The sequence below is a fragment of the Nocardia sp. NPDC051750 genome (genome assembly GCF_044453135.1).
In the GTDB taxonomy this organism is placed as follows: Bacteria; Actinomycetota; Actinomycetes; order Mycobacteriales; family Mycobacteriaceae; genus Nocardia.
On record NZ_JBITCK010000007.1, the window covers coordinates 170,605 to 192,905 of the forward strand.

23 protein-coding genes are annotated in these 22,301 nt (G+C 66.6%); 11 read left to right on the forward strand and 12 right to left on the reverse strand.

Features of this window, described 5'->3' with window-relative positions; all coding sequences use genetic code 11:
• Positions 1–56: 56 nt before the first annotated feature.
• Positions 57–1,238: a hypothetical protein gene (locus tag ACIA75_RS28655; protein ID WP_397109440.1), complete on the reverse strand. Its 1,182-nt coding sequence runs from the start codon at positions 1,236–1,238 to the stop codon at positions 57–59.
• Positions 1,239–1,592: 354 nt separating this feature from the next.
• Here ACIA75_RS28655 and ACIA75_RS28660 point away from each other — a divergent pair, with 354 nt between their 5' ends.
• From ACIA75_RS28660 to ACIA75_RS28670, 3 genes are all read left to right on the forward strand, one after another.
• Positions 1,593–2,447, forward strand: a complete 855-nt coding sequence (locus ACIA75_RS28660; protein ID WP_397109442.1) for a Bax inhibitor-1/YccA family protein — start codon at positions 1,593–1,595, stop codon at positions 2,445–2,447.
• Between the two features lie 354 nt (positions 2,448–2,801).
• Entirely contained in the window at positions 2,802–3,125 is a 324-nt protein-coding gene (locus tag ACIA75_RS28665) for a hypothetical protein (protein ID WP_397109444.1), read from the forward strand.
• Positions 3,126–3,453: 328 nt separating this feature from the next.
• A complete protein-coding gene (locus ACIA75_RS28670; protein ID WP_397109446.1) occupies positions 3,454–4,008 on the forward strand; it encodes a DinB family protein in 555 nt (184 codons plus the stop codon).
• Between the two features lie 118 nt (positions 4,009–4,126).
• Here the strand turns inward: ACIA75_RS28670 and ACIA75_RS28675 are convergent, their stop codons facing one another.
• The 3 genes from ACIA75_RS28675 to ACIA75_RS28685 all read right to left on the reverse strand — a co-directional run bounded on the left by ACIA75_RS28675 (position 4,127) and on the right by ACIA75_RS28685 (position 6,965).
• Positions 4,127–5,344 carry an acetyl-CoA C-acetyltransferase gene (locus ACIA75_RS28675; protein ID WP_397109448.1) on the reverse strand — a complete coding sequence of 406 codons (1,218 nt, stop codon included), beginning with the start codon at positions 5,342–5,344 and terminating at the stop codon, positions 4,127–4,129.
• 80 nt (positions 5,345–5,424) lie between these two features.
• Positions 5,425–6,297, reverse strand: a complete 873-nt coding sequence (locus ACIA75_RS28680; RefSeq protein ID WP_397109450.1) for an SGNH/GDSL hydrolase family protein — start codon at positions 6,295–6,297, stop codon at positions 5,425–5,427.
• Positions 6,298–6,503: 206 nt separating this feature from the next.
• The gene (locus ACIA75_RS28685; RefSeq protein ID WP_397109452.1) at positions 6,504–6,965 is read right to left on the reverse strand and encodes a hypothetical protein; all 462 of its coding nucleotides are present in this window, start codon (positions 6,963–6,965) and stop codon (positions 6,504–6,506) included.
• A gap of 114 nt (positions 6,966–7,079) precedes the next feature.
• On the opposite strand from ACIA75_RS28685, the gene ACIA75_RS28690 reads away from it, so the two are divergent.
• Together ACIA75_RS28690 and ACIA75_RS28695 are read left to right on the forward strand one after the other, a co-directional pair.
• On the forward strand, positions 7,080–8,471 hold the full coding sequence (locus ACIA75_RS28690) for a cystathionine beta-synthase (RefSeq protein WP_397109454.1): 1,392 nt from the start codon (positions 7,080–7,082) through the stop codon (positions 8,469–8,471).
• A gap of 106 nt (positions 8,472–8,577) precedes the next feature.
• Positions 8,578–9,525, forward strand: coding sequence for a hypothetical protein (locus ACIA75_RS28695; RefSeq protein ID WP_397109456.1), 948 nt, complete (start codon positions 8,578–8,580; stop codon positions 9,523–9,525).
• A gap of 145 nt (positions 9,526–9,670) precedes the next feature.
• On the opposite strand, the gene ACIA75_RS28700 is transcribed toward ACIA75_RS28695, so the two are convergent.
• The 3 genes from ACIA75_RS28700 to ACIA75_RS28710 all read right to left on the reverse strand — a co-directional run bounded on the left by ACIA75_RS28700 (position 9,671) and on the right by ACIA75_RS28710 (position 11,989).
• Positions 9,671–9,994: a DUF6401 family natural product biosynthesis protein gene (locus tag ACIA75_RS28700; protein WP_397109458.1), complete on the reverse strand. Its 324-nt coding sequence runs from the start codon at positions 9,992–9,994 to the stop codon at positions 9,671–9,673.
• 79 nt (positions 9,995–10,073) lie between these two features.
• Entirely contained in the window at positions 10,074–10,595 is a 522-nt protein-coding gene (locus ACIA75_RS28705; RefSeq protein ID WP_397109460.1) for a DUF4254 domain-containing protein, read from the reverse strand.
• Positions 10,596–10,813: 218 nt separating this feature from the next.
• Complete coding sequence (locus tag ACIA75_RS28710; RefSeq protein ID WP_397109462.1) at positions 10,814–11,989, reverse strand: acyl-CoA dehydrogenase family protein; 1,176 nt, start codon at positions 11,987–11,989, stop codon at positions 10,814–10,816.
• 56 nt (positions 11,990–12,045) lie between these two features.
• On the opposite strand from ACIA75_RS28710, the gene ACIA75_RS28715 reads away from it, so the two are divergent.
• Positions 12,046–13,188 (forward strand): cystathionine gamma-synthase, encoded by a 1,143-nt coding sequence (locus tag ACIA75_RS28715; RefSeq protein ID WP_397109464.1) that lies wholly within the window; start codon positions 12,046–12,048, stop codon positions 13,186–13,188.
• A gap of 131 nt (positions 13,189–13,319) precedes the next feature.
• Here ACIA75_RS28715 and greA read toward each other — a convergent pair whose 3' ends face one another.
• Positions 13,320–13,814 carry a transcription elongation factor GreA gene (greA, locus tag ACIA75_RS28720; protein ID WP_280402730.1) on the reverse strand — a complete coding sequence of 165 codons (495 nt, stop codon included), beginning with the start codon at positions 13,812–13,814 and terminating at the stop codon, positions 13,320–13,322.
• A gap of 344 nt (positions 13,815–14,158) precedes the next feature.
• Positions 14,159–14,662, reverse strand: coding sequence for a DUF4307 domain-containing protein (locus ACIA75_RS28725; RefSeq protein ID WP_397109466.1), 504 nt, complete (start codon positions 14,660–14,662; stop codon positions 14,159–14,161).
• Positions 14,663–14,783: 121 nt separating this feature from the next.
• Between ACIA75_RS28725 and mca the strand changes: the two genes are divergently transcribed.
• Complete coding sequence (gene mca, locus ACIA75_RS28730; RefSeq protein ID WP_397110313.1) at positions 14,784–15,650, forward strand: mycothiol conjugate amidase Mca; 867 nt, start codon at positions 14,784–14,786, stop codon at positions 15,648–15,650.
• The gene (locus ACIA75_RS28735) at positions 15,650–15,952 is read left to right on the forward strand and encodes a hypothetical protein (protein WP_397109468.1); all 303 of its coding nucleotides are present in this window, start codon (positions 15,650–15,652) and stop codon (positions 15,950–15,952) included. Before mca ends, ACIA75_RS28735 begins: the two co-directional genes overlap by 1 nt.
• A gap of 91 nt (positions 15,953–16,043) precedes the next feature.
• Here the strand turns inward: ACIA75_RS28735 and ACIA75_RS28740 are convergent, their stop codons facing one another.
• Together ACIA75_RS28740 and ACIA75_RS28745 are read right to left on the reverse strand one after the other, a co-directional pair.
• Entirely contained in the window at positions 16,044–16,442 is a 399-nt protein-coding gene (locus ACIA75_RS28740; RefSeq protein WP_397109470.1) for an NUDIX domain-containing protein, read from the reverse strand.
• Positions 16,443–16,478: 36 nt separating this feature from the next.
• Positions 16,479–17,822, reverse strand: a complete 1,344-nt coding sequence (locus ACIA75_RS28745) for a lipase family protein (protein ID WP_397109472.1) — start codon at positions 17,820–17,822, stop codon at positions 16,479–16,481.
• 282 nt (positions 17,823–18,104) lie between these two features.
• Here ACIA75_RS28745 and ACIA75_RS28750 point away from each other — a divergent pair, with 282 nt between their 5' ends.
• The 3 genes from ACIA75_RS28750 (at position 18,105) to ACIA75_RS28760 (ending at position 21,237) form a co-directional block, all read left to right on the forward strand.
• Positions 18,105–19,499, forward strand: coding sequence for a lipase family protein (locus ACIA75_RS28750; RefSeq protein ID WP_397109474.1), 1,395 nt, complete (start codon positions 18,105–18,107; stop codon positions 19,497–19,499).
• Positions 19,500–19,659: 160 nt separating this feature from the next.
• Positions 19,660–19,905, forward strand: a complete 246-nt coding sequence (locus tag ACIA75_RS28755; protein WP_397109476.1) for a helix-turn-helix domain-containing protein — start codon at positions 19,660–19,662, stop codon at positions 19,903–19,905.
• Positions 19,906–19,908: 3 nt separating this feature from the next.
• Positions 19,909–21,237, forward strand: a complete 1,329-nt coding sequence (locus ACIA75_RS28760) for a HipA domain-containing protein (protein ID WP_397109478.1) — start codon at positions 19,909–19,911, stop codon at positions 21,235–21,237.
• A gap of 93 nt (positions 21,238–21,330) precedes the next feature.
• On the opposite strand, the gene ACIA75_RS28765 is transcribed toward ACIA75_RS28760, so the two are convergent.
• Complete coding sequence (locus tag ACIA75_RS28765; protein ID WP_397109480.1) at positions 21,331–22,299, reverse strand: AAA family ATPase; 969 nt, start codon at positions 22,297–22,299, stop codon at positions 21,331–21,333.
• Between the last annotated feature and the right edge of the window lie 2 nt (positions 22,300–22,301).

The following is a 22,301-nucleotide window of genomic DNA, read 5'->3' on the forward strand; positions in this document are numbered from 1 at the left end:
CTCGCCGAGCTCCGCGCGCCCTCGATACGCCGCCGGTGCGGGCATTGGCCGGATGGTCAGCAGAGCCCGGCCGGGTCGCCGGAATCGGTCGGGTAGATGATATCCGGGTAGTAGGCGCCCATCACCGGTTCCGGTTGCTCGGGATCGGCGCTCTGGACCGAACTCGGAAAGTCCTCGGCGGGCAGCATGTTCCGCATGATCAGCAGTGTCTCGCCGGAGTTCGCGGGCAGCCAGGTGATACCGCAGCCCGGGTCCGGCCGGTGCTCCGGCGCGGATACCACGATCGTGTACTCGCCGTTCTCGTCCACCGGGATCTCATCATCGACCAGGCAGCCGAGCGTGCTCGTCGACGGACCGTCGCCGCTGCAGATCGACCAATACCGCAGCTGGGCCGTATCCATCCGCGCCGTGCCGGGGAACGTATCGGGGGTTTCGGGGAGCCGGCCGCGGACCACCGCGGTCCGGCCGGTGTCCAGCAGGGTCGCCAGGTACTTGTTGTCGGGGTTGGGGAACAGCCCGCCGCCTTCGCGGCCGGCCCATTGCGGTGCGTGCGGCGGCGGCACGGCCCGCCCGCCCAGCCGGCTGCGCCCCTCGGGGAACACGCCGTGCGGGTCGAAATCGCTGGTGTTCGCCCCGCAGTCGGCGAGTTGGTAGGCGCCGCCACCGGGGGTGTGCACGGTGGTTCGCGGTAGTCCGGCACCGCCCATCGCGTCATGCCCGACGTCCGGGCGGTAGACGCGGTAGATCACCGGGATCACGCCGCCCGTGGCCTCGGCGTAGAGCGTATTGGGTTCGGGGTTCTCCGGGCGGTCCCCGGCGATCACCCGAACGGTGTAGGAACGGTTATCGCCCTGCCGGTCGGCGCCCGCGGGGAAGGGGTTCGCCGAACCGGCGTCCGGTGTGATCGCGGTATCGGTCAGGACTTCCGTGGCTTCCCCGAGTGCGGAGTACGAGACGAACGACATGTACCGCGCGTGCGGGAATTCGCCGTGCAGGGTCACGCTCGTACCCGGGGCGGCGGGAACGAATGTCATCCAGTAGTTGGCGAAGGTGTCCGGATAGGCGACGTTGAATGTGCCCGCCCCGATTCGAGGGCTCCATCCGCAGGTGATCTCCGGCGGCGCGGCCGCGGCGGGGGCCGGGGTCGTCATAGCGGGAAACGCCGCGGCGCAACCAGCCGCCACCGCCGCGGCGAGGACCCGCGTGCCGCGGCGGTACAGGAGTGTCCCTGGGGGCATGGTGCCTCGTCTTCCGTGGTCTGCCGGCGGTCGCCGGTTGCTCTGCTGTGTCCGCCGCCCTTGCGGCGACCCGATTATAGGCAAGGCTCTTGCGTAATTGGATCCGACACCCTGCGAACAGGTGTTACCGGTATTCGGCGAGGTCGTGCGGAGTTATGGGATCGGCCCGGTACGCCGGTCCGTAACCCATCCGGGCCCAACCGGCGGTAAGGTCCGGTTTGTCTGTCTTGCTGTCTCGTCCGGGGAACTTCACCGGGGCTGTGATCGTTGGATGGACAGTTGGATATCGAGTAACAGCTCGAGCCGACGGCCGTGCTCCGGTATGGCCAACGAACTCCGAGAAAGGGATTTGCGGTGCGCGCCACAAGCAATCCGGTATTCAAAAATCTGCCGAAGCAGGAAACCGGCTACGCGGGCTTCGGCTCGACTGCGGCCGGCGCGGGTCAGCTGGGTTACCAGTACGGCAACCAGCAGTACCCCCAGCAGTATCAGCAGCAGCCCTACCCGCAGGCGCCCACCCGGTCGCTGACCATCGACGATGTGGTCACCAAAACCGGGATCACGCTGGGTGTGCTCGCGGTCTCCGCGCTGGTCACCTACCTGCTGTCCATCTCCAACCCCGGCCTCGCCCCGGTCTTCCTCATCGGCGGTGCCATCGTCGGCCTGGTCCTGGTACTGGTCGCGACCTTCGGGAACAAGGCCGACAACCCCGCGATCGTGCTCTCCTACGCGGTGGCCGAGGGCCTTTTCGTCGGTGCCTTCTCGGCCGTGCTCTCCGATGCGACCTTCGGCGGGGTGGGCGGCCCCGGCATGATCGGTCAGGCGGTGCTCGGCACGTTCGGTGTGTTCGCCGGCATGCTCGTCGTCTACAAGACCGGCGCCATCCGGGTCACCCCGCGGTTCACCCGCATGCTCATCGGCGCCATGATCGGCATCCTGGTCCTGGTCGTCGGCAACCTGATCGCGAGCTTCTTCACCGACGGCGGTTTCGGCCTGCGCGACGGCGGCCCGATCGCGATCATCTTCAGCCTGGTGGTCATCGCCATCGCCGCATTCAGCTTCCTGCTGGACTTCGATGCCGCCGACCAGCTGATCCGCGCCCAGGCCCCGCCCAAAGCCGCCTGGGGTGTGGCGCTCGGCCTCACGGTCACCCTGGTCTGGCTCTACGTCGAGATCCTGCGCCTGCTGAGCTACTTCCAGAGCGACTAGTCGGTAGCCGCAACCGTCTGAAGACGGCCCCCGCTTCGGCGGGGGCCGTCTTCGCGTCAACGGGCGAATCAGGTGATAACACGGCGCCGTGCTCCGAGGACATATCCGGTATGGAATTCATTTTGGTGGCACTCGCTGCGGGATATATCGCTATTACCCAGTTCCTCGGCGGCGTTGCCCAGGCCTTGGGCTCGGCCGGCCTGTAGCCGTCCGGCATCGGTATGGGACCGGGACGAAGGCGATGACGACCTCCGTCATCGCAAGAGCTCGGTAAGAGTTCGACAAGAGGACCGCGATTTCCTTTCGGGCATCAGGTGCTGCCAGTGGGTCGCACAGTGCGTCGGAAGGGACACCATGTTCGAGTGGTACGTCGGAATGCTCGCGCTCAGTGGCATCGTCATGATCGTGATGGCTGTCGTGAAGGGTGGGCAGAGCGAGGCGTCCCAATGGCTCAACGCTGTCTTCGGCGCCGGGTTCCTCGGTTACGCGGGATATCTGGCGTTCGCCTTCGAGGGCGGCAGCTACCTCATCTTCTTCCAGGCGTTCATCCTGCCGGTGGTGATGGTGGTGAACTTCGTCCGCTCGACCGACTGGGCGGCCCTCACCACGAAGCCGACCCCGACCCAGCAGGCATGGCGTACGTACCAGAAGGAACAGGATCGCCTCGCGAAGCTCTGACGCCGCGCAATCCGGCGGACTTTACGTCGCCGGGAGAAGCCCGGCCCGCTCGCACAGGTCGGTGATCTCGGTGCGCATTCCCGATGGGGGATTCTCCCGGCGCGCCGAACGGATAGCTTCTCCCTATCGGCGTAACTCGACTCGCTGCCGAGGTGGTCCGGATCTCGCATCTGAACGCGCGGAAGGTCCGGGAAACGCGGGCGTGGCAGGCGATCACCTGGATCGCGGATCTGGTGACGGCGCGCGGTGACTTCGAGTGCGGATCGTGAAGCGCACCTGCGTCGTGAGGTCAGGAGCGCTCAGAGACGGCGGCGAAAAACGATTGCCGATGTTGTACGAGGCGGACAGGGTCTACGCCATGGATCTGGACTGGAACGCCGAAATACGGGCCCAGCTCGAAACTCACTGGTCGAGGCAGCTGCGCCCCCGGCTGGACGGGCTCACCGACGAGGAGTACTTCTGGGAACCGGTGTCGGGTATGTGGACGGTGCGCCCCGCCGATGGTGGATTCATCTGTGACTTCGCGATACCCGCCCCCGACCCGGCTCCGGTGACGACTATCGGATGGCGGCTGGGGCATGTGATCGTCTTGCTGGAGGCCGGTTCGGAGCGATTCGGTGGTCCGCCCGTCGATTTCGCCTCGTTCCGCTATGCCGGGACGGCCGATGCGGCGCTCCGACAGCTCGACGCCGCCTACGGGGCGTGGATCGACGGTGTCGCCGGTCTGGGGGTGGCCGGGCCGGCCGGGCCTGCAGGGCCGCCCGGCAGCATGCTTGCCGACTGGTCGACCGCGGGAATAGTGCTGCATACGCAGCGGGAGCTACTGCACCACGGTGCGGAGATCGCGCTACTGCGCGACCTCTACCGGGCCGCCCTCCGCTGAGCTCTCGGTCGCGGTGCCGGATCGGCGGGGAACGCAGAGGTGAGACCCCTGCACGGATGTGGGTCCGTGCAGGGGCCCGGCTGTGGATCTACCTACCGGCCCAACCGGCGCGGGTCGATCAGCTGAGGCGTTCGATGATCATCGCCATGCCCTGGCCGCCGCCGACGCACATCGTCTCGAGGCCGAACTGCTTGTCGTGGGTCTGCAGGTTGTTGAGGAGCGTGGCGGTGATGCGGGCGCCGGTCATACCGAACGGGTGGCCGAGGGCGATCGCGCCGCCGGAGACGTTCAGTTTGTCCAGGTCCATGCCCAGTTCGCGGGCCGAGCCCAGAACCTGGACGGCGAAGGCCTCGTTGATCTCGTAGAGGTCGATATCGCCGATGGTCTTACCGGCCAGCTTCAGCGCCTTGCGCACCGCTTCGATGGGGCCCAGGCCCATGATCTCGGGGGAGAGGCCCGAGACGCCGGTGGAGACGATGCGGGCCAGCGGGGTCAGGCCGAGTTCCTTGGCCTTGGTATCGCTCATGACCACCAGCGCGGCGGCGCCGTCGTTGAGCGGGCAGGCGTTCCCGGCGGTGACCGTGCCGTCGGGGCGGAACACCGGCTTGAGCTGGGAGATCTTCTCGTAGGTGGTGCCGGGGCGGGGGCCGTCGTCGGTGGAGACGACGGTGCCGTCGGGCAGGGTCACCGGGGTGATCTCGCGCTCGAAGAACCCGGATTTGATGGCTTCCTCGGCGCGGTTCTGCGACCGCACGCCCCAGTGATCCTGGTCTTCGCGGGAGATGCCGGTGAAGGACGCGACGTTCTCCGCGGTCTGGCCCATGGCGATGTAGATATCGGGGATGTCGCCGTTCTCGCGCGGGTCGTGCCAGCCGGTGCCGCCCTGCGCTCGGGTGGCGGTGCGCTCCTCGGCGGTGGCGTACAGCGGGTTGTGGGTATCGGGCCAGCCGTCGGCGGTGCCCTTCGGGAACCGGGAGACGGTTTCCACACCGGCGGAAATGAACGCGTCACCCTCTCCGGCCTTGATCGCGTGGAACGCCATCCGGGTCGTCTGTAGCGAGGAGGAACAGTAGCGGTTCACCGTGGTGCCGGGCATGTAGTCGTGGCCCAGCTGGGTGGCGACGACCTTGGCCAGGTTGAATCCGGCTTCACCGGCCGGCTGGCCGCAGCCGAGGATCAGGTCGTCGATATCGGCGGGAGACAGGGCGGGGACCTTGTCCAGCGCGGCGCGCACCATCTGCGCGGCGAGGTCGTCGGGCCGCATGCTCACCAGCGACCCCTTGTTGGCGCGTCCGATGGGGGAGCGAGCAACGGAAACGATGACGGCCTCTGGCATGAGGACTCCTTTGTCGAGGAGCGTGCGCGGTCCGGACGCGGCCGGATCGAACACTACTCGCGGGTACGATCACTTCGAATCTACGTCCCGGCGGCCTGCGGGGAAATATCCGCCGTGGCCATATCCCGGTCACCGAGCGTGGCCAGCAGTTCCGGCAGCAGGTGCGTTGCGGCCAGTGCGTAGCCTGCAGCCGAAGGATGGAAGCCGTCGGCCGAGAACAACTGCTCGGGGGCGGCCCGGAAATCCTCGCTCAGCAGATCGCCCATTGCCACGGTACGCCCGCCGGCCGCCCGGGTGGCCGCCGCCTGCGCCCGGGCCAGCTGCAGGCTCCACCGATGCACCACGGTGCGCAGCGGTTCCGGGATGGCGGTGACACTGCCCAGGTCCGGACAGGTGCCGACCACCACGATGCTGCCCGCGCCGTGCAGCCGGCTGACCGCCGCGCCGAGCCGCTGCGCGGAGCGGCCGATGGAGTGTTTCTTGGTGACATCGTTGGCGCCGACCAGGATCACCGCGGCGTCCGGCGGTGGGCCCGCCACGAACATCGCGTCCACCTGTCCCGCCAGACCTTTGGAAGTGGCGCCGGATATCGCCTTGGTACTCAACCGGATCCGCTGCCCGGTGGCGTCGGCGAGACCGTGCGCTATCCGTACTCCGGGAACTTCGGCGGCGGTCCGGCAGCCCAACCCGGCCGCAGTCGAGTCGCCGAAGATCATCAGATGCAGATCGGCGTACTTGCCGGTCCGCCAGGGTTCGTATCCGTCCGGTGAATAGATGCCGTCGGCTTCCGGTGGCTTGGAGGTATCGCGGCCGATCATGCCGCGTGCGGCACCGGCCTGGGTCATGAGCAGCCGATAGGCCGCCCATGACGCGGTTCCCGCCCCGGAACCGAACGCCACCGTGGCGGCGCCGGCCACCGCGGCCGTCCGCCATCCGATCCGAGTCTCGCCCATGTGCAGCGATTTTACGAGGGCGCCGGGGCTCGTGCGAGTGGGCGCGTGCGGTACAGGCCCGCTGGTTCACAGCGGTGCACATTTCGGCACCAGTCGTTCTTTATCGCTCCCTTGGGCAAGGGAGCGATAAAGAACGCAAGAAAGTGAGAATGTGACGTAGAAGGCGCCCTGCTCCCCTCAGAGAACCGGCCTTGCCCCGCGCGGGTTTACGCGGGGACGACGAAACTGCCGTGAGCCGGGATGCTCGCGTGATTGGTGGTTACGGTGACCTCCACCCGGCCGGGCCCGGTGTCCTGGAACAGGGAGTACTGGATGCTGCCGTATATGCCGGTGACCACGTTGTTGACGTAGCTGCCGGTGGCTCCGGTGTCGAGGTTGCGCCAGGACACCGTGGTCAGTACCTCGCAGAGCGGGGCGAACGGATGGGAGCCGGATCCGACGCCGGCCACCGGGTCGGCGCGGACATTCAGGACCGCCCGGCCGGGCCATTCCGGGCTGGTGTCCGCCCAGGTCCGGATGCTGGTACCGCACAGCCCGCCGTAGGCCAGGGAGGGGACGTCGGGGAACGAATGGGTCGCGGCGCCGGCGGTTGCCCCGGGGGCGGCGATCAGCGCGAACACCGATCCGGCCAGGATCACGGTGGTGCGCGCGAACTTCGGCAGGCTCATAGCTCCGAGATCCTAAATGGTCGGGCGCGGTGCCGTCGGATTTACCGGCGGTGGTCGCGGCGTCGTGCCGGACCACGCCGAGGCCGCCGGCAACGTCTCTGCAACGATGGGGGTATGCGCATCGCGGATCATGTCGTGGACCTCATCGGCAACACCCCACTGGTCCGATTGAACTCGGTGGTTCCCTCGGGTGCCGGTCTGGTGGCGGCCAAGATCGAGTATCTGAACCCGGGCGGTAGCTCGAAGGACCGGATCGCGGTCAAGATGATCGACGCGGCCGAGAAGTCCGGGGAACTGCGGCCCGGCGGGACCATTGTCGAACCCACCTCGGGTAATACCGGTATCGGGCTGGCCCTGGTGGCGCAGCAGCGCGGCTACCACTGCGTCTTCGTCTGCCCGGACAAGGTGAGCGAGGACAAGCGCAGCGTGCTCCGCGCCTACGGTGCCGAAGTGGTGGTGTGCCCGACCGCTGTGCCCCCGGAGCACCCGGACAGCTACTACAGCGTTTCGGACCGGCTGGTCCAGGAGATCGACGGCGCCTGGAAACCCGACCAGTATTCCAACCCGAACGGCCCGGACAGCCATTACGAGACCACCGGCCCGGAGATCTGGCGCGATACCGAGGGCACGGTGACCCATTTCGTCGCCGGTGTGGGCACCGGCGGCACCATCACCGGTGCCGGGCGCTATCTCAAAGAGATGTCCGGCGGGAAGGTCCAGGTCATCGGTGCCGATCCGGAGGGCTCTGTGTACTCCGGCGGCACCGGGCGGCCGTACCTGGTGGAGGGTGTCGGCGAGGATTTCTGGCCGTCGGCCTACGATCCGGCGATCCCGGACGAGATCATCGCCGTCTCCGACGCCGACTCCTTCGATATGACCCGCCGCCTGGCCCGCGAGGAGGGCCTGCTGGTCGGCGGTTCGTGCGGGATGGCCGTGGTGGCGGCGCTCGAGATCGCCCGGCGGGATCCGGATGCCGTGGTCGTGGTGCTCCTGCCCGACGGTGGCCGCGGTTATCTGTCGAAGATCTTCAACGACCGGTGGATGAGTTCCTACGGATTCCTGCGGACGCCGCTCGACGGATCCACGGCCGAAACCCTGGTGGGCGATGTGCTGCGCGGTAAGTCCGGGGAACTGCCGGATCTGGTGCACACCCATCCCTCGGAAACCTTGCGCGACGCTATCGAGATCCTGCGCGAGTACGGGGTGTCGCAGATGCCGGTCGTCGGTGCCGAACCGCCGGTCATGGCCGGTGAGGTGGCCGGGAGTGTTTCCGAGCGGGATCTGCTGTCCGCGGTGTTCTCCGGTCGCGCGCAGCTCACCGATTCGGTGGCCCAGCATATGAGCTCGTCGTTCCCGCTGATCGGGTCCGGGGAGCCGATTTCCGCGGCGACCAAGGCGCTGTCGGATACCGACGCACTCATGGTCGTCGAGGACGGCAAACCGGTCGGTGTGATCACCCGCCACGATCTGCTGGGCTTTCTCAGCACCGGCCGGGCGGCCAATTAGCAATTATTCGGCAATCACAGGTTTATCCAGCTCATCCGAGGTATAACGAGTCGTACACCGTGCGTGGCAAATGCCATGTTCGTTCGGAGAGCGAAGGGAAAGGCTTGTGCGAACCTCGAGTTTGGCAATCGATTTCCAGCAGGGATTCTCTGACGCGTGGAGTTCGGTCGCGACATTCGTACCCAAGCTCGCCGGCTTCCTGGTCATCCTGCTGATCGGCTGGATCATCGCCAAAGTGGTTGCGACGATCGTCGACAAGGTTCTGGAGCGGGTTGGTTTCGATCGGCTGGTCGAGCGGGGCGGGATCGAGCGGATGCTCTCGCGCAGCAAATACGATGCCTCGGATCTGCTGGCGAAACTGGCGTACTACGCGATTCTGCTGATCGCCCTGCAACTCGGCTTCGGCGTTTTCGGGCCGAACCCGGTGAGCGAGGTGATCGACGGCATCGTCGGCTGGCTGCCCAGGCTGGCGGTAGCGATCCTGATCGTGTGTATTGCGGGCGCGATCGCGCACGCGGTCAGCGATCTGGTGACCAACGCGCTCGGTGGCCTGAGCTACGGCCCGATGATCGGCCGGATCGCGTCGGTGTTCATCTGGGGTATCGGCATCATCGCCGCGCTGAACCAGATCGGGGTGGCCACCGCGGTCACCACGCCGATCCTGATCGCGGTACTGGCCACGCTGGGCGGGATTCTGGTGGTCGGTGTCGGTGGTGGTCTGGTGCGGCCGATGCAGCAGCGCTGGGAGTCCTGGCTCAACGGGCTCGAAGAGGAGATGCCCGCGGTGCGTGGTCATGCCGAGGCCTATCAGCGGGGCCGGGAGGATGCGTCCCGGCAGCGCGCGGGAGGTCAGCAACCGGTTCAGGGGCAGGGACCCGGGCCGCGGGATCCGGAGCAGTGGGACCATCCTCAGCCCGCACAGGGCGGTTACCGGGGCGAACCCGGTGAATTCGGGCAGCAGATGCCGGGTAGTGATTACCGCCAGCAATACGGGAACCCGTACGGCGGCCGGCCGCCCTACGGCGGTGGTGGAGAGCCGCGTCACCTGCGGTAACGCCGGATGTAGGGGGTTCACCCCGGTGGTTCGGGGCCCGTCTCGATTCTGGAGCGACAGAGCGGGGGAGCGAAGCGGAGGAGCGGCGGAGTGAAGAATCGAGACCAAGGGGGCCCCGAACCGGCGACGCCGGAGGCGGCGCAAATCAACACAGCAGGCAGGCACCGGCCACGCGCAGATGCAGCCACTCGGCGGTGGCCCAATCGGCGGGCTCGGTAATCGGCGTGGTCAGCTCGTCCAGCAGCCCGCGGATATATCCGGCCAGCAGGACGGTTGCGGGGATCCGGTCGGCCGAGTCGATGCCGAGGTCGAGGATGTCGCGTACCGCGGCGGCGTGCTGATCCAGTACCGCCGACAGGCCCGGGAGCGCCGCGGCCGCGGCGAGCGCCGGAGCCCCGTGAGTTCGGTGGATACCCTCCAGGAAACGGCGGGCGGAGATTTCGAACATACGGGGACCCAGGGCGAACATGACCCAATGGTAACAACGCGCCGCCATATATCGAATTGTGATATTCAGCGCAATTCCGCAGGTAGTAGGGGGTATGAGGTCATATTTTGCGCCGCATCGGCTCGGCCCCGGTCACCAGATCGGTCCATTCGTCGGCCAGCAGCGCCAGCCGGTACCACGCCGCGTGTACCCGATCATCGGAAACGCGTTCACAGTGGTGCAGCAAGTGGTTCGCGTGCACATGCGCGGCCGCCATCAGATCGATCGTCATCCCCAGCGAATCGGCGCGCAACCGGCGGGTGCGCACCTCGGTGACCCGAGCGCTGACCCAGCGGTCGATCAATTCGACCACCTCGGCGCGACGGCAATCGATTCCGGCCGTCGACAGCGGATCGCCGTGCCGACGGCGATGCAGGTGCGCCAGGGTATTCGCCCAGGTCAGTAATGGCTGGCCGGTCTGCGGATGTTCGGTCGCGGTGAACGCGGCGACGAGCTCACGCTGATCGGGTAATCGTAGGGCGGGGAGGCGGTCGCGCGAATTCCGCACGACTCTGGAACTGGGGACGGCCCTGGCCGAGGTGGCCGGCCGTCGATTACCGGGTCCGGGCGACTGCGAGTTCATAACGCACCTCCGTGTACTTCACCCGGGACGTTTCCCGACCCGCCCCTGGGTGCGATATCAGAGTGCGCCCTCTGCCCGGCTCATGGGTGACACGAAGATGGCTCGAGGATGACGGTTGGTAACAATGTCCTCCGCTCGCGCGGGACACGTTGTGAGGCAGTGTATTCGTCGATAACCGCGAGTGGACCGGTGTGAAATGGCAAGTGGCTCCGGCTCGCTCAGCGAAATGCGGAAGCGCCGGTGAGCGCCTTGCCCAGAACCAGTTGATGCACCTCGGCCGTGCCCTCGTAGGTGAGCACCGATTCGAGATTGTTCGCATGCCGCAGTACCGGATAGTCGAGGGTTATTCCGTTGGCGCCCAATATCGTGCGGCATTCCCGGGCGATGGCGATCGCTTCCCGGGTGCTGTTCAGTTTCCCGGCGCTCACCTGTTCCGGAGTGAGTTCGCCGCGATCCTTCAATCGGCTGAGGTGCAGCGCGAGCAGTTGTCCCTTACCCAATTCCAAGGCCATATCCGCCAATTTCGCCTGCGTCAGCTGATATGCGGCCAAGGGTTTGTCGAAAACCTCCCGGGTGCGCGAATATTCGATCGTCGCGCGCAGACAGTCGCGGGCCGCGCCCAGTGCCCCGAAAATGATGCCGAACCGGGCTTCGCTCAGACAGGACAGCGGGCCGGAGAGCCCTTCGGCTCCGGGTAACACCGCCGACGCGGGCAGCCGGACGTCGGCCAGCGTCAGTTCGGCCGTGATCGAGGCACGCAATGACAGCTTCCGGGTCATCTCCCGGGTGGTGAATCCCGGCGTTCCGGCCGGGACCAGGAACCCGCGGACGAGGTCCTTCCCGTTCACGTCCACCTTGGCCCACACCACCGCGATATCCGCGATCGAGCCGTTGGTGATCCACATTTTGGACCCGTTGAGCACCCAGTCGTCACCGTCGCGCCGCGCCCGGGTGCGCATACCGCCCGGATCGGACCCGAAATCCGGTTCGGTGAGTCCGAAACAGCCCAGCGTCCGGCCCGCCGCCATATCCGGCAGCCAATGGTTCTTCTGCTCCTCGGAGCCGTACTTGTGGATGGCGGTCATCGCGAGGGACCCCTGCACCGACACCAGGGAGCGCAGCCCGGAATCCGCCGCCTCCAGTTCCTGGCAGGCCAGCCCATAGGCGGTCGCCGGGAGACCGGCGCAGCCGTAACCCTCCAGATGCATCCCCAGGACACCCATTTTCCCGAGTTCGGGGGCGATCTCGCGGACCGGGAAACTGCCGGTCTCGAACCATTCCGCGATATACGGCCGGATCCGGCGGTCGGTGAACGCCGCGACGGTATCGCGGATCTCCCGTTCCTCGGCGGTGATGAGGGTGTCTGTCGCGAACAGTTCGGCCACGGTCAGCATGGGGCCAGCGTAATCCCGGCGTACGACCCCCGGAGTCCGACGTTTATGGTGGGCCTATGAGCGAACTGGGATTCACCACCAGGGCTGTCCACGCCGGTTACGATCCCGAACCGCGGACCGGCGCGGTGAATGTACCCATCTACGCCAGTTCCACCTTCGCCCAGGACGGAGTCGGCGGACTGCGCGACGGGTACGAGTACGCCCGCACCGGCAACCCCACCCGCACGGTGCTGGAAGCCAACCTGGCCGCCCTCGAGTCCGGCCGGTACGGCCGGGCCTTCGCCTCCGGGATGGCCGCAAGCGACTGTGCGCTGCGGGCAATGCTGCGGCCCGGCGACCATATCGTCATCCCGGACGACGCCTACGGCGGTACCTTCCGGTTGATCGACAAGGTTTTCACCCAATGGGGCATCAGCCATTCGCCGGCCCCGGTCACCGATATCGACGCGATGCGGGCCGCCATCCGGCCCGAAACCAAGCTGATCTGGGTGGAGACGCCCACGAATCCGCTGCTCAATATCGGTGATATCCCGGCCCTGGCCGATATCGCGCACACCTCCGGCGCCAAACTGGTCGTCGACAACACCTTCGCCACCCCGTACCTGCAGCAGCCACTGCTGCTCGGCGCCGATGTGGTGGTGCATTCGACCACCAAATACCTGGGTGGCCATTCCGATGTCATCGGCGGCGCGCTGATCACCGACGACGCCGCACTCGATACCGCCTTTGCGTTCCTGCAGAACGGCGCCGGTGCGGTGCCGGGCCCGTTCGACGCCTTCCTCACCCTGCGCGGCACGAAAACGCTGTCGCTGCGGATGGACCGCCACTGCGACAATGCCGAAACCCTGGCCGAATTCTTGTCCCGGAACCCGGCCATCAGTCACGTCATCTATCCCGGCCTGCCGGAACATCCCGGTCACGCCGTCGCCGACAAGCAGATGCGGCGGTTCGGCGGGATGATCTCGGTCCGGCTGGCGGGCGGCCCCGACGCGGCCCGCGACCTGTGCTCGCGGACGAAGGTGTTCACCCTCGCCGAATCGCTCGGCGGCGTGGAATCGCTGATCGAACATCCGGCGGCGATGACCCACGCCTCCACGGAAGGATCGGAACTGGAGGTGCCGGCCGATCTGGTGCGGCTCTCGGTGGGTATCGAGGACATCAGTGATCTGCTGTCCGATCTGGAGCAGGCACTGAACTGAACCGGCCCATCCGGCACCGACGGCATCGGGGAGAAGCGCAGAACATGAACGAGCGGCCACATCCGGGAATTCGGATGTGGCCGCTCGTCTCGTTCGCAGCACCGGCCGCGGCGGCCGCCGCGACGGTGCCGTCAGCTGTGGTAGGGCTCCGCGCTGACCAGCGTCACCTTCATGGTGTTGCCGTTGGGCAGGGTGTATTCGCGGGTCTCGCCGACCTTCGCGTCGATCAACGCCCCGCCGAGCGGAGAGCTCGGGGAGTAGGTTTCCAGATCGGGATTGCCCAGGCCTTCCTCGCGGGTCGCGATGAGGAAGGTCTCGGTATCGTCTTCGTCACCGTCGTAGTAGACCTTCACGACAGACCCCGGCAGAGCGACCCCGGACTTGGTGGGCGCCACGCCGACCTTGGCATTGTTCAGCAGTTCCTGCAGCTGCCGGATGCGGGCCTCCTGCTGGCCCTGCTCTTCCCGCGCCGCGTGGTAGCCGCCGTTCTCCTTGAGGTCGCCTTCTTCGCGGCGCTCATTGATCTCGGCGGCGATGACCGGACGATTGGCGATGAGCGCGTCGAGTTCGCTCTTGAGCCTGTCGTGCGACTCCGGGGTCAGCCAGGTCACTTGGGTCTCAGTCATCTCGATCACTCCCTAGTAGTTGTCCCCGGCAGGCCGGGATTCCCTGAGCACTGCAGCACGGCCCACCGCAGGCAGGCATGCTTCAGCCGACGGCTATCGCGATCTGCGGGAAGTTCGAGTACCCCGACAGTCTGATGCCGGACCCTTTCGCCTTCCCGGCATCGACCGCGTCGGCCGCCAATGCAGCAAACACGGCTCCGTGCCCCGGAACCGTGTGTGAAGCCATTTTAGCATGAATCACAAAAATGCAGGTCGGAGAAGGTTTGCCCTATCTTCGGCGCCGCCTCCGGCCGTGGATATGCACTATTCGGACGCTGGGACGAAAGGCTACGTCGGCGCCACAACTATTCGGTCCGCAGGTACCCGGGCACACTGTCGGTGCATGTGTAGATTGCGGCCGAGGCCGGGTTTTCGCTGGTTTCGATCACTGTGCTCACCTGGACCGTTTCCTCGCCGGCCGACGGCTGGACCAGCACCTCGCGCCGGCCGACTTCGGTGAGGTCACGGGACATGGCGCGCACCACGCAGACCACCGGGACCGTGGGATCCGAGCGGGTGAGCCGGATCCGGAGTTCGACCGAGGATTCGTCGAGCACCGTATAGCCGAGCTGTTCGGATTCGATGTCCTTCGGACCGAAATTCTTCCAGCCCACATACGCGACGCCGATACCGGCCAGTACCACCACACCGGTGAGCAGCGCCCCCAGCCGACGCCATCGCTTCGGGCCCGGGGTGCGGCCGTAGCGGTCGGCGTAACGGTCGTGACCGGAGTTCGCCCCGGCCGCCCCGGAGGAGGCGGCGGTGCCCGCCGCGGCGGTGCGCCCGGGTTCCGGCGTGGGCTCGGTCATGATTTGGTGCTCCCGGGGGGTAGGTCGGAACAGAATCGGTCCAGATGGAACTATAGGTAATGAAGTCCGAACACCCGCGACCGAGAGCGACGGTGAACGAGAAGTGAGTGGCCTTCGCCTCATGGCGGTGCATGCCCACCCTGACGACGAATCCAGCAAGGGCGGTGCCACCACCGCCCGATATGCCGACGAGGGCCATGAGGTCCTGGTTGTCACGCTGACCGGCGGGGAACGCGGCAGCATTCTCAATCCGGCCATGGACACCCCCGGGGTGCTGGAGCGGATGGACGAGATCCGGCGGGAGGAGATGGCGGCCGCAGCCGCCGCGCTGGGTGTCCGGCAGACCTGGCTGGGTTTCGTCGACTCCGGACTACCCGAGGGTGACCCGCTGCCGCCGCTGCCCGAGGGTTCGTTCGCGCTGGTTCCGCTGGAGGAATCCACCGAGGCGCTGGTCCGGGTGGTGCGCGAATTCAAGCCGCATGTGATCACCACCTACGACGAGATGGGTGGCTATCCGCATCCCGACCATATCCGGTGCCATGAGGTGTCGGTCGCGGCGTTCGAGGCAGCGGGCGACCCCGAGAAGTTCCCGGACGCCGGCGATCCGTGGACCCCGCTCAAGCTGTACTACGACCACGGGTTCACGATCCGGCGGATGGAAGTGTTCGCCGAGGAATTCACCAAGATGGGCGAACCGTTCCCGCTGCAGGAATGGCTCGACCGCTCCCGCAAGTACGCCGTCGAACGCGGCGACATCATGGCCCGGGTCACCACCCAGGTCGAATGCGGTAAGTACTTCCCCCGCCGCGACGACGCCTTGCGGGCGCACGCCACTCAGGTCGACCCCAACGGTGCCTTCTTCGCCATTCCGCTGGAAATGCAGCAGCGGCTCTGGCCGACCGAGGAGTTCGAACTGGCCCGCACCCGGGTGCGCACCGATATCCCGGAAACCGACCTGTTCGCCGGCATCACCGATGAGCACCGCTGATGACCGTGACGCAGCTCTCCGTTCTCGCCTCCGGGTTCCTGGCACAGACCCCGGGCACACCGACCGGCCCGGAGTTCGGTAAGGCCTCCCCGATCGGCCTGGCCGTTGTCCTGATCCTGCTCGCCGGGACATTCCTGCTGGTCCGATCGATGAACAAACATCTGAAGAACCTGCCGGAAACCTTCGAACCGGAACATCCGGAACCGGATCAGGAAGCCGACGAGGGGACCGAGCCCGGGATGGTCCGCAGGGCGGAAGAGCCGTCGCACAGTGCGAAGGACGATTCCGAAAGCCCCTCTTAGCGAATGTGTACAGCAGCCGTCACGATCAAGGCGTGGCGGCTGCCGTCGTATCCAAGAAGGTCCGCTGGATCGTCGGCCTGACGCAGCCGGATCACCAGTCGATCAAGCCGAGCCGGTGCAGGTGTTCGAAGACCAGTAGCGACCCCGGGGCGACCTCCGGCATCCCGGCGTACTCGGCGCCGGTGAAATACCGGAACTCGGCGATTTCGCCCGTCGGTGCGGGTTCCGTGGTCAACTCGGCCCGGAAACATGTCATATGCAGCTGCGTACCGGCCGCGTGCCCGTACGCCTCGGCCCGGAAAACACCCAGCTCGGTAACCTCGGTGACCTCGACCCCGAGCTCCTCCCGGATCTCCCGGTGCAGTGCCTGCAGTGCCGTTTCCCCGGAATCGATCTTGCCGCCCGCCATATAGAACACGGTCTTTCCGGTCGACCGGGTCTGGATCAGCCGGCGGTCACGAATATGGGCCAGGGCAGCGGTTCTGATCACGGGTCCACGATAGGAGACCGCTGCCCGGCCGGTCGCTCAGCATTCGTTCGGCGCTGCTTCGCCGCGCAGCCGCGCGTCGATCCAGCCGCTGAGTTCGGGATAGCCGCTGACGTAACCGATCAAGTGCTCGCCGCCCACGACGCGGAAGACGCCGGGAACGCCGCGATCGCACTGTCCCCGATACATCCGCTCGGCGTCGCCGAGCGGAATCCACGGATCGTGCAAGCCGTGGTAGATGAACAGCGGCACGGCCGAGGTCCGGTCGTTCAGGTCCAGCTGCTCGAAGGTTTTCGCGGCGAACGGGGTGTCGAGTGCGTTCGCGGTATTCGCCGCGACATCGATCGGAATACCGACCACACCGAGCGGGCCCGAGGCGTCGCCGCAGATATCGCGCAGCGGCGAGGATGCCACCCATTGCCCGAGATGATTCATGTACTGCAAGATCTCGGGACGTTCGCGCGACACCGCCAGCGCCACCGTCAACAGGATCCCGGAGGAGATATTGCCGTTGAACTGGTGAGCCACGTTCGCATTGTCGGTCACCAGCCCACCTGCCGCCGCGCCCACCAGCGAACCCGACAGCTCCGGCGCGTACTCGTCGAGCAGCATGGCCGTCGCGTAGGCGGCGATCGCGCCACCGGAATAACCGACGGCCACATATCGGCTGTCACCGAATTCGGCCGGTGCGAAGCCGCGCACGGCGCGAATCGAATCGAGCATGACGTGGCCGGCGATATTGGGCTCGGCGTATGCCATCAGCGGACCCTCGTGGTCCGGCATGAGGACCGCGTATCCCTTGCTCAGTGCCAACCAGACCGACGGCAGGAAAACCGGGAAATCGCCGTTGGGCCGGTCCAAGAGGTCGTGCGACAACTGGAAGCCGGGGGTGCAGTGCGCTCCGAGTGAATTGATCGGCATCGCGTTCACCTCCACCGGCCGGGGCCCGGGGCCGGTCCATTCGGCCGCCGGGACGATCAGTGTCGCGGTTCCGAAGGCCGGAGCACCGGTGGCGGAGGTGGACCGGAATTTCAGCAAGGTCGCGCGCGCGATGGGGGTGGGCATCCGCATGGCGGCGGTCGCTGTGATGTCTCGTGTTTCGACGATCTGGCCCGGGGTGAACGTCGCGAGGTCGGCGGGCCACGAATCGAAGATCGGGTCGTCGACCGCCGAGGGCAATACCCCGCGCCACAGCGCCTCGTCGGGTGCGCTACCCGCGAATTGTGGTGGCGCCGGGATCGTGTTGTCGATCCACTCCTGGAGGGGTGACGGATTCGACACGTCCGGGCCTGCCGATGGCTCCGCGTAGGCGCGGGGCAGCTGCCCGACCGCCGCCGCACAACCGACAAGCAAAGTAACCATGATCGCCCCGAGCGGCTTCACGCGTATCCACACTCTCTATTCACCATGTTTGCCCCCGAGTATCGGCAGCCACTGTCCGCGGTCCGCAAGTCGAAACACGAGATCGGTGGGATCTCACAGCGGATCGTCGTTGCGCACTGTGGTTTTCGCCACGGTGCGCTTTGTTCAAGATCAGTAGAATAGCGGCGCTGCTCGAAACGTACAGTGCGTCATAGCGTTCGGCGATGAGACGGCATCGAACGACGAGGCTCCTCACCCAGCCTGTTGCCACGGACCTGTTCACCGATCGCTGAAGGAACCCGAATGAACGATCGACATGCGCGGCTGTCTCGCGGGTGGTCGCTACGCATGCTGCTGATCACCAGCACGATCAGTTGCCTGCTGCTGACCGGACAGCATTTTGCGGCCGAGGTACACGCCGAGCCGGCGGCGCCGTCCGAGCTGCAGGAACAGATCGATGACGTGATACCCGCACCGCCCATACCGCCGGCAGCCGCACCGCCACACGCGGATATGTCCCCCGAGCTGGCGGCACTGTGGAGTGCGGTGCAATCCTCGCCGACCGGGGATCCGATCTTCGATACCTGGCCGGAGCAGCTGGGCGATTCGGAACCCGGCGATATCCTCGAACAACGCGATGTGACCGCCACAGCAGCCGAGGTCCTGGCGACGCCCGTGGGCAGCGCACGGCTGCTGAAATATCGCTCGACCTCCGCGAACGGCGGACCTTCCTACGGCACGGCGACACTGGTCACCCCACCCACCGCATGGCCGGGGCCCGGTACCCGGCCCGTACTGGTCGACGCCCGGCCGATCAACTCCCTGGGCAAGCGTTGTACACCTGGTTACACGCTGGCACATGGGCTCGGCAGCAATGTCAGCGGTAGCAGCGCCACCGATGCGTTCCCGCCGACCGCCGCCTCGGCCCTGAGCCGGGGTTACGCGGTCCTGATCCCTGATCACGAGGGCCCTTGGATGGCCTATGCGGAACCCAATGTCGCCGGGCAGGTCATTCTCGACGGTATCCGGGCCGCGCGGTCGCTGCCCGGCGCCGAATTCGGCGACAGCCGTTTCGCCGTCGGCGGCTACTCCGGTGGCGGTATCGCCTCCTATGCGACGGCCATGCTGCTCGATGAATACGCCCCGGACCTGTCCGACATCGTTGTCGGTGTGAGCACCGGCGGACTCGTCACCGACAACCGCGATATCGCCGACCGGTTCAACGGTAATTTCGCCTCCGGAGTCCTCCTGGTCGTCGTGCTCGCGATGGCGCGTGAGCACCCCGAAATACTCGGGCACCTGAACAACCTTGCGCAGTGGGCGGCGACCTCTCCCATCAAGAACGCCTGCGGGGAAGTCGCCGGCCCGATGGGCGTGGTCGGTATCCCGATCGATGTCGCCGCGAATATCGCCGATCCGCTCCACAGCGACGTTGCCGAACAGGTCTTCGCGCGTACGGACCTCAGCGAGCACACCTCCGGGGCGCCGCTGTACATCTACCACGCCGCACACGATCTCTGGATCCCCATCGAAGGAGCTCAGGAGCTCTACCGGCAGCAGTGCGCACGCGGTGTCAGCGCGGTCTTCCGCAGCGAACCCGGCGAGCACGTGAGCGGGCTCGGCACCGGATTCCCCGGTTCCTTCGCCTGGCTCGACGCGCGGCTGCGCGGGGAACCCGCCCCCGACGAATGCCGCTGACCAGGTGCATCCGGCTCGGGCGGGTCAGCTGGGCTGTGGGGTTCGGAGCGGCGGTGCTGGATCCAGTCGTCTGAATGTGGTCATTTTCCAACATCGCGGCCCGAACGAACCAATGTGAGAATTCTTTGACATCGGGATCAGGGCGACATAATGTTGGAAAATGCCCACATCGTTGGATGGTAGATCGACACCTATCCGCTCCCCGGAGGCCTTGGGGCGGGCAGTTCGCGCTGCTCGCGTGGAGGCCGGGCTGACGCAAGCCGAGCTGGCCGAGCGGACGAGAGCCAACCGATACGCCATCCACACGCTGGAAGCCGGGAACGAGACCCGGGCTGTGGAGCTGATTTTCGATGCGCTGGCGGCGCTGGGGCTCGAGCTGGCGATCCGGCCACGCGGGCAGGCTTGACCCATGGAACTGGATCTGTGGCTCGGCGGCCGATTGGTGGCGCGGACGATCAGCCGCGATCGTGGAGCCAAGGTCCGGATTGTCTACGAGGACCGGATCGCGGCCGAGGTCGGCAGTGAAGTTCCGCTGTTGTCCTGCTCGCTGCCCACGCCGGGCCCCAGTGCTCCGGCAATGGCTCGCGCCTTCTTGGAAGGGTTACTTCCGGAAGGGCGGGCGTTGGAGGCCGCGGCGGCCCAGGTGCGTGGTGTACAACTGCGCAACGGTGCTCCCGACGCCGCGAGTGACACCGTGTTGTTGCTGGCTGCCTACGGCCGCGAATGCGCCGGCGCTGTCGTGGCCATGCCCGCGGGTTCGGTGGAGCCCTCGCGAGGCCGGTACGAGGAGATCGACGAGACCGGTTTGGCGGGGCTCGTGACGGCACTGCCGGAGCATCCGCTCGGCGCTGATCTCAGTCGTGACATTCGGACGTCGCTGGCCGGAGCGCAGCCCAAGTTGCTGCTGGCCCGGGTCGGCGACCGCTGGTGCGAACCCGTGGACGGAGCACCGTCGACCCATATCCTCAAGCCCACTGGCGCCTGGCCGCACAGCGCACGGAACGAGGCACTTGTCATGACGCTGGCTCGCGAGATCGGGCTGACCGAATGCCCGGTGTGGGTCGAGGACGTACGAGGCGTCGGGGTGCTCGTGGCCGAGCGGTACGACCGCAGAATACGAGCCGACGGCACGATCGATCGGCTCCACCAGGAGGATATGTGCCAGGCGGTGGGGCTGCGGCCGGTGGACAAGTACCACATCAGCCGGCCGAGCAAACGAATGGCCAAGCTACTCAGGCAGTTCACCGATGCACCCGGCGCAGAACTCGTACGGCTGTTCCGTCAGCTGGCTTTCCGCGCGATCGTCGGCGACGAGGACGGTCACGGGAAGAACTACTCGCTGCTGCTGAATGACGGAAGTGTCACGCTCGCACCGCTGTACGACTGCCTGTGCACGTTGATCTATCCCGAACTGAGTGGTCATATGGCGACCCCGGTCGGTACGCAGGTGACCTTGGCAAAGGTTGACCGCACGGCTCTGATCGACGAGGCCAGGGCTATGGGGTTGCCCGAAGCGGAGGCGGTTGCAGCCCTGGACGAGCTCGGCAGCTCATTGCGCACCGCGATAGGCGCACTGGGTCCGGATCTGCTGGTCGGGTGGCCCAGCGACCAGGTTATCGGTCTTATCCGAACCAGACTCGATCGACTGGAGACCGGCCTGCCACTCGGCGCCCCTGGCGGGGACGGCCCGCGTTCTCGTCGAACGCTCGATCAAGCAACATGGCAACGCAATCCATGACCCGGGAATGTGCGGTTCCGGTCGCGTCGTCAGGGGCCATTCAGTCCTCGGCGCGGCGGCCTGAGTGCTGGACCGGCCATTGTGCCGGTTGCCCTACTGTTCGAGTAGCTGTTCCACGGCTTCGACAGCCGTGGTGAGGCGGGTGTCCCAGTCTCCGCTCAGGACTACCGTGGATCGACCCGCTGCGGTGACGGCCGCGCGGCAGCGCGCTGCGAAACGCGCGCCACCCTCGGGGAGATAGCGGACGGGGTTCGCGACCCAGGGCACGTCCGGCTCGGTGAGCAGGGTGAGGTCGTAGGTCCGGGTGCCGATGGCGGAGAACAGTTCCGGGGGGCATTCGCCGAGCAGTTCGTCGGCCCACACCGTGGTCAGCAGTGGATCGGTATCACAGAACATGAGGCGATTCGCAGTGCGGGCCAGGGCTTCTTCTGTCGCGATCTGACCGTGCACGAACTCGGTCCAATCGACTCCGTCGAGAGAGCCTGCCCGTCGCTCCAGGACGGTGCGGGCCCATTCGGGGGCCCAGACGGTTTCGAAGGTATCGGCCAGGGTGCGGGCCAGCGTGGTTTTGCCGGTCGATTCGGGGCCGAAGATACTTACCCGCTTCACGTAATGCGGGCGGACGCACCGGGGCAGGTAATCCCAGTGGCCCATCGGATCGGCCCGGATGGCGGTGCCGCTGACCGGCACGGTGGCGCGCGGAAGATCCACCGGGACGAATCGCGCGCCGAGGATCTCGGCCAGCGGCTGCCCGTAGGGCTCGGAGGCGAAGACGATATCCGGCGGATACGGCAGCACCCGGCGCAGGCTCTCCTGCCAGAGGTTCCAGAAGTCCGGATGCTCCGAGGGGTCCTGGGGCAGTTCGTCGGTGAGGTGGATGACCTCGTCGAACGGGAACAGTTCGCGCATCCACCGGTGGCGCAGACTGCCCGGAATGGGTTCGGCCGCCAGGGTCCCGACCACGATGCTGAGGTTGTCGACCCAATTGCGCGCGAATTCGCACAGATACACATGTCCCGCGTGCGGCGGCAGAAATTTGCCCAGAACCATCCCGGTCGTCATAC

Bases quoted from the DNA above. Each gene is read 5' to 3' on its own strand.
- ACIA75_RS28735 (WP_397109468.1), top strand. From the start codon at position 15,650: ATGACCGTGACGCAGCTCTCCGTTCTCGCCTCCGGGTTCCTGGCACAG.
- ACIA75_RS28760 (WP_397109478.1), top strand. From the start codon at position 19,909: ATGGAACTGGATCTGTGGCTCGGCGGCCGATTGGTGGCGCGGACGATC.
- ACIA75_RS28705 (WP_397109460.1), bottom strand. From the start codon at position 10,595: ATGAACTCGCAGTCGCCCGGACCCGGTAATCGACGGCCGGCCACCTCG.
- ACIA75_RS28690 (WP_397109454.1), top strand. From the start codon at position 7,080: ATGCGCATCGCGGATCATGTCGTGGACCTCATCGGCAACACCCCACTG.
- ACIA75_RS28710 (WP_397109462.1), bottom strand. From the start codon at position 11,989: ATGCTGACCGTGGCCGAACTGTTCGCGACAGACACCCTCATCACCGCC.
- ACIA75_RS28765 (WP_397109480.1), bottom strand. From the start codon at position 22,299: ATGACGACCGGGATGGTTCTGGGCAAATTTCTGCCGCCGCACGCGGGA.
- ACIA75_RS28755 (WP_397109476.1), top strand. From the start codon at position 19,660: ATGCCCACATCGTTGGATGGTAGATCGACACCTATCCGCTCCCCGGAG.
- ACIA75_RS28670 (WP_397109446.1), top strand. From the start codon at position 3,454: ATGTTGTACGAGGCGGACAGGGTCTACGCCATGGATCTGGACTGGAAC.
- ACIA75_RS28750 (WP_397109474.1), top strand. From the start codon at position 18,105: ATGAACGATCGACATGCGCGGCTGTCTCGCGGGTGGTCGCTACGCATG.
- ACIA75_RS28715 (WP_397109464.1), top strand. From the start codon at position 12,046: ATGAGCGAACTGGGATTCACCACCAGGGCTGTCCACGCCGGTTACGAT.
- ACIA75_RS28675 (WP_397109448.1), bottom strand. From the start codon at position 5,344: ATGCCAGAGGCCGTCATCGTTTCCGTTGCTCGCTCCCCCATCGGACGC.
- ACIA75_RS28655 (WP_397109440.1), bottom strand. From the start codon at position 1,238: ATGCCCCCAGGGACACTCCTGTACCGCCGCGGCACGCGGGTCCTCGCC.
- ACIA75_RS28680 (WP_397109450.1), bottom strand. From the start codon at position 6,297: ATGGGCGAGACTCGGATCGGATGGCGGACGGCCGCGGTGGCCGGCGCC.
- ACIA75_RS28665 (WP_397109444.1), top strand. From the start codon at position 2,802: ATGTTCGAGTGGTACGTCGGAATGCTCGCGCTCAGTGGCATCGTCATG.
- mca (WP_397110313.1), top strand. From the start codon at position 14,784: ATGGCGGTGCATGCCCACCCTGACGACGAATCCAGCAAGGGCGGTGCC.
- ACIA75_RS28700 (WP_397109458.1), bottom strand. From the start codon at position 9,994: ATGTTCGCCCTGGGTCCCCGTATGTTCGAAATCTCCGCCCGCCGTTTC.
- greA (WP_280402730.1), bottom strand. From the start codon at position 13,814: ATGACTGAGACCCAAGTGACCTGGCTGACCCCGGAGTCGCACGACAGG.
- ACIA75_RS28685 (WP_397109452.1), bottom strand. From the start codon at position 6,965: ATGAGCCTGCCGAAGTTCGCGCGCACCACCGTGATCCTGGCCGGATCG.
- ACIA75_RS28725 (WP_397109466.1), bottom strand. From the start codon at position 14,662: ATGACCGAGCCCACGCCGGAACCCGGGCGCACCGCCGCGGCGGGCACC.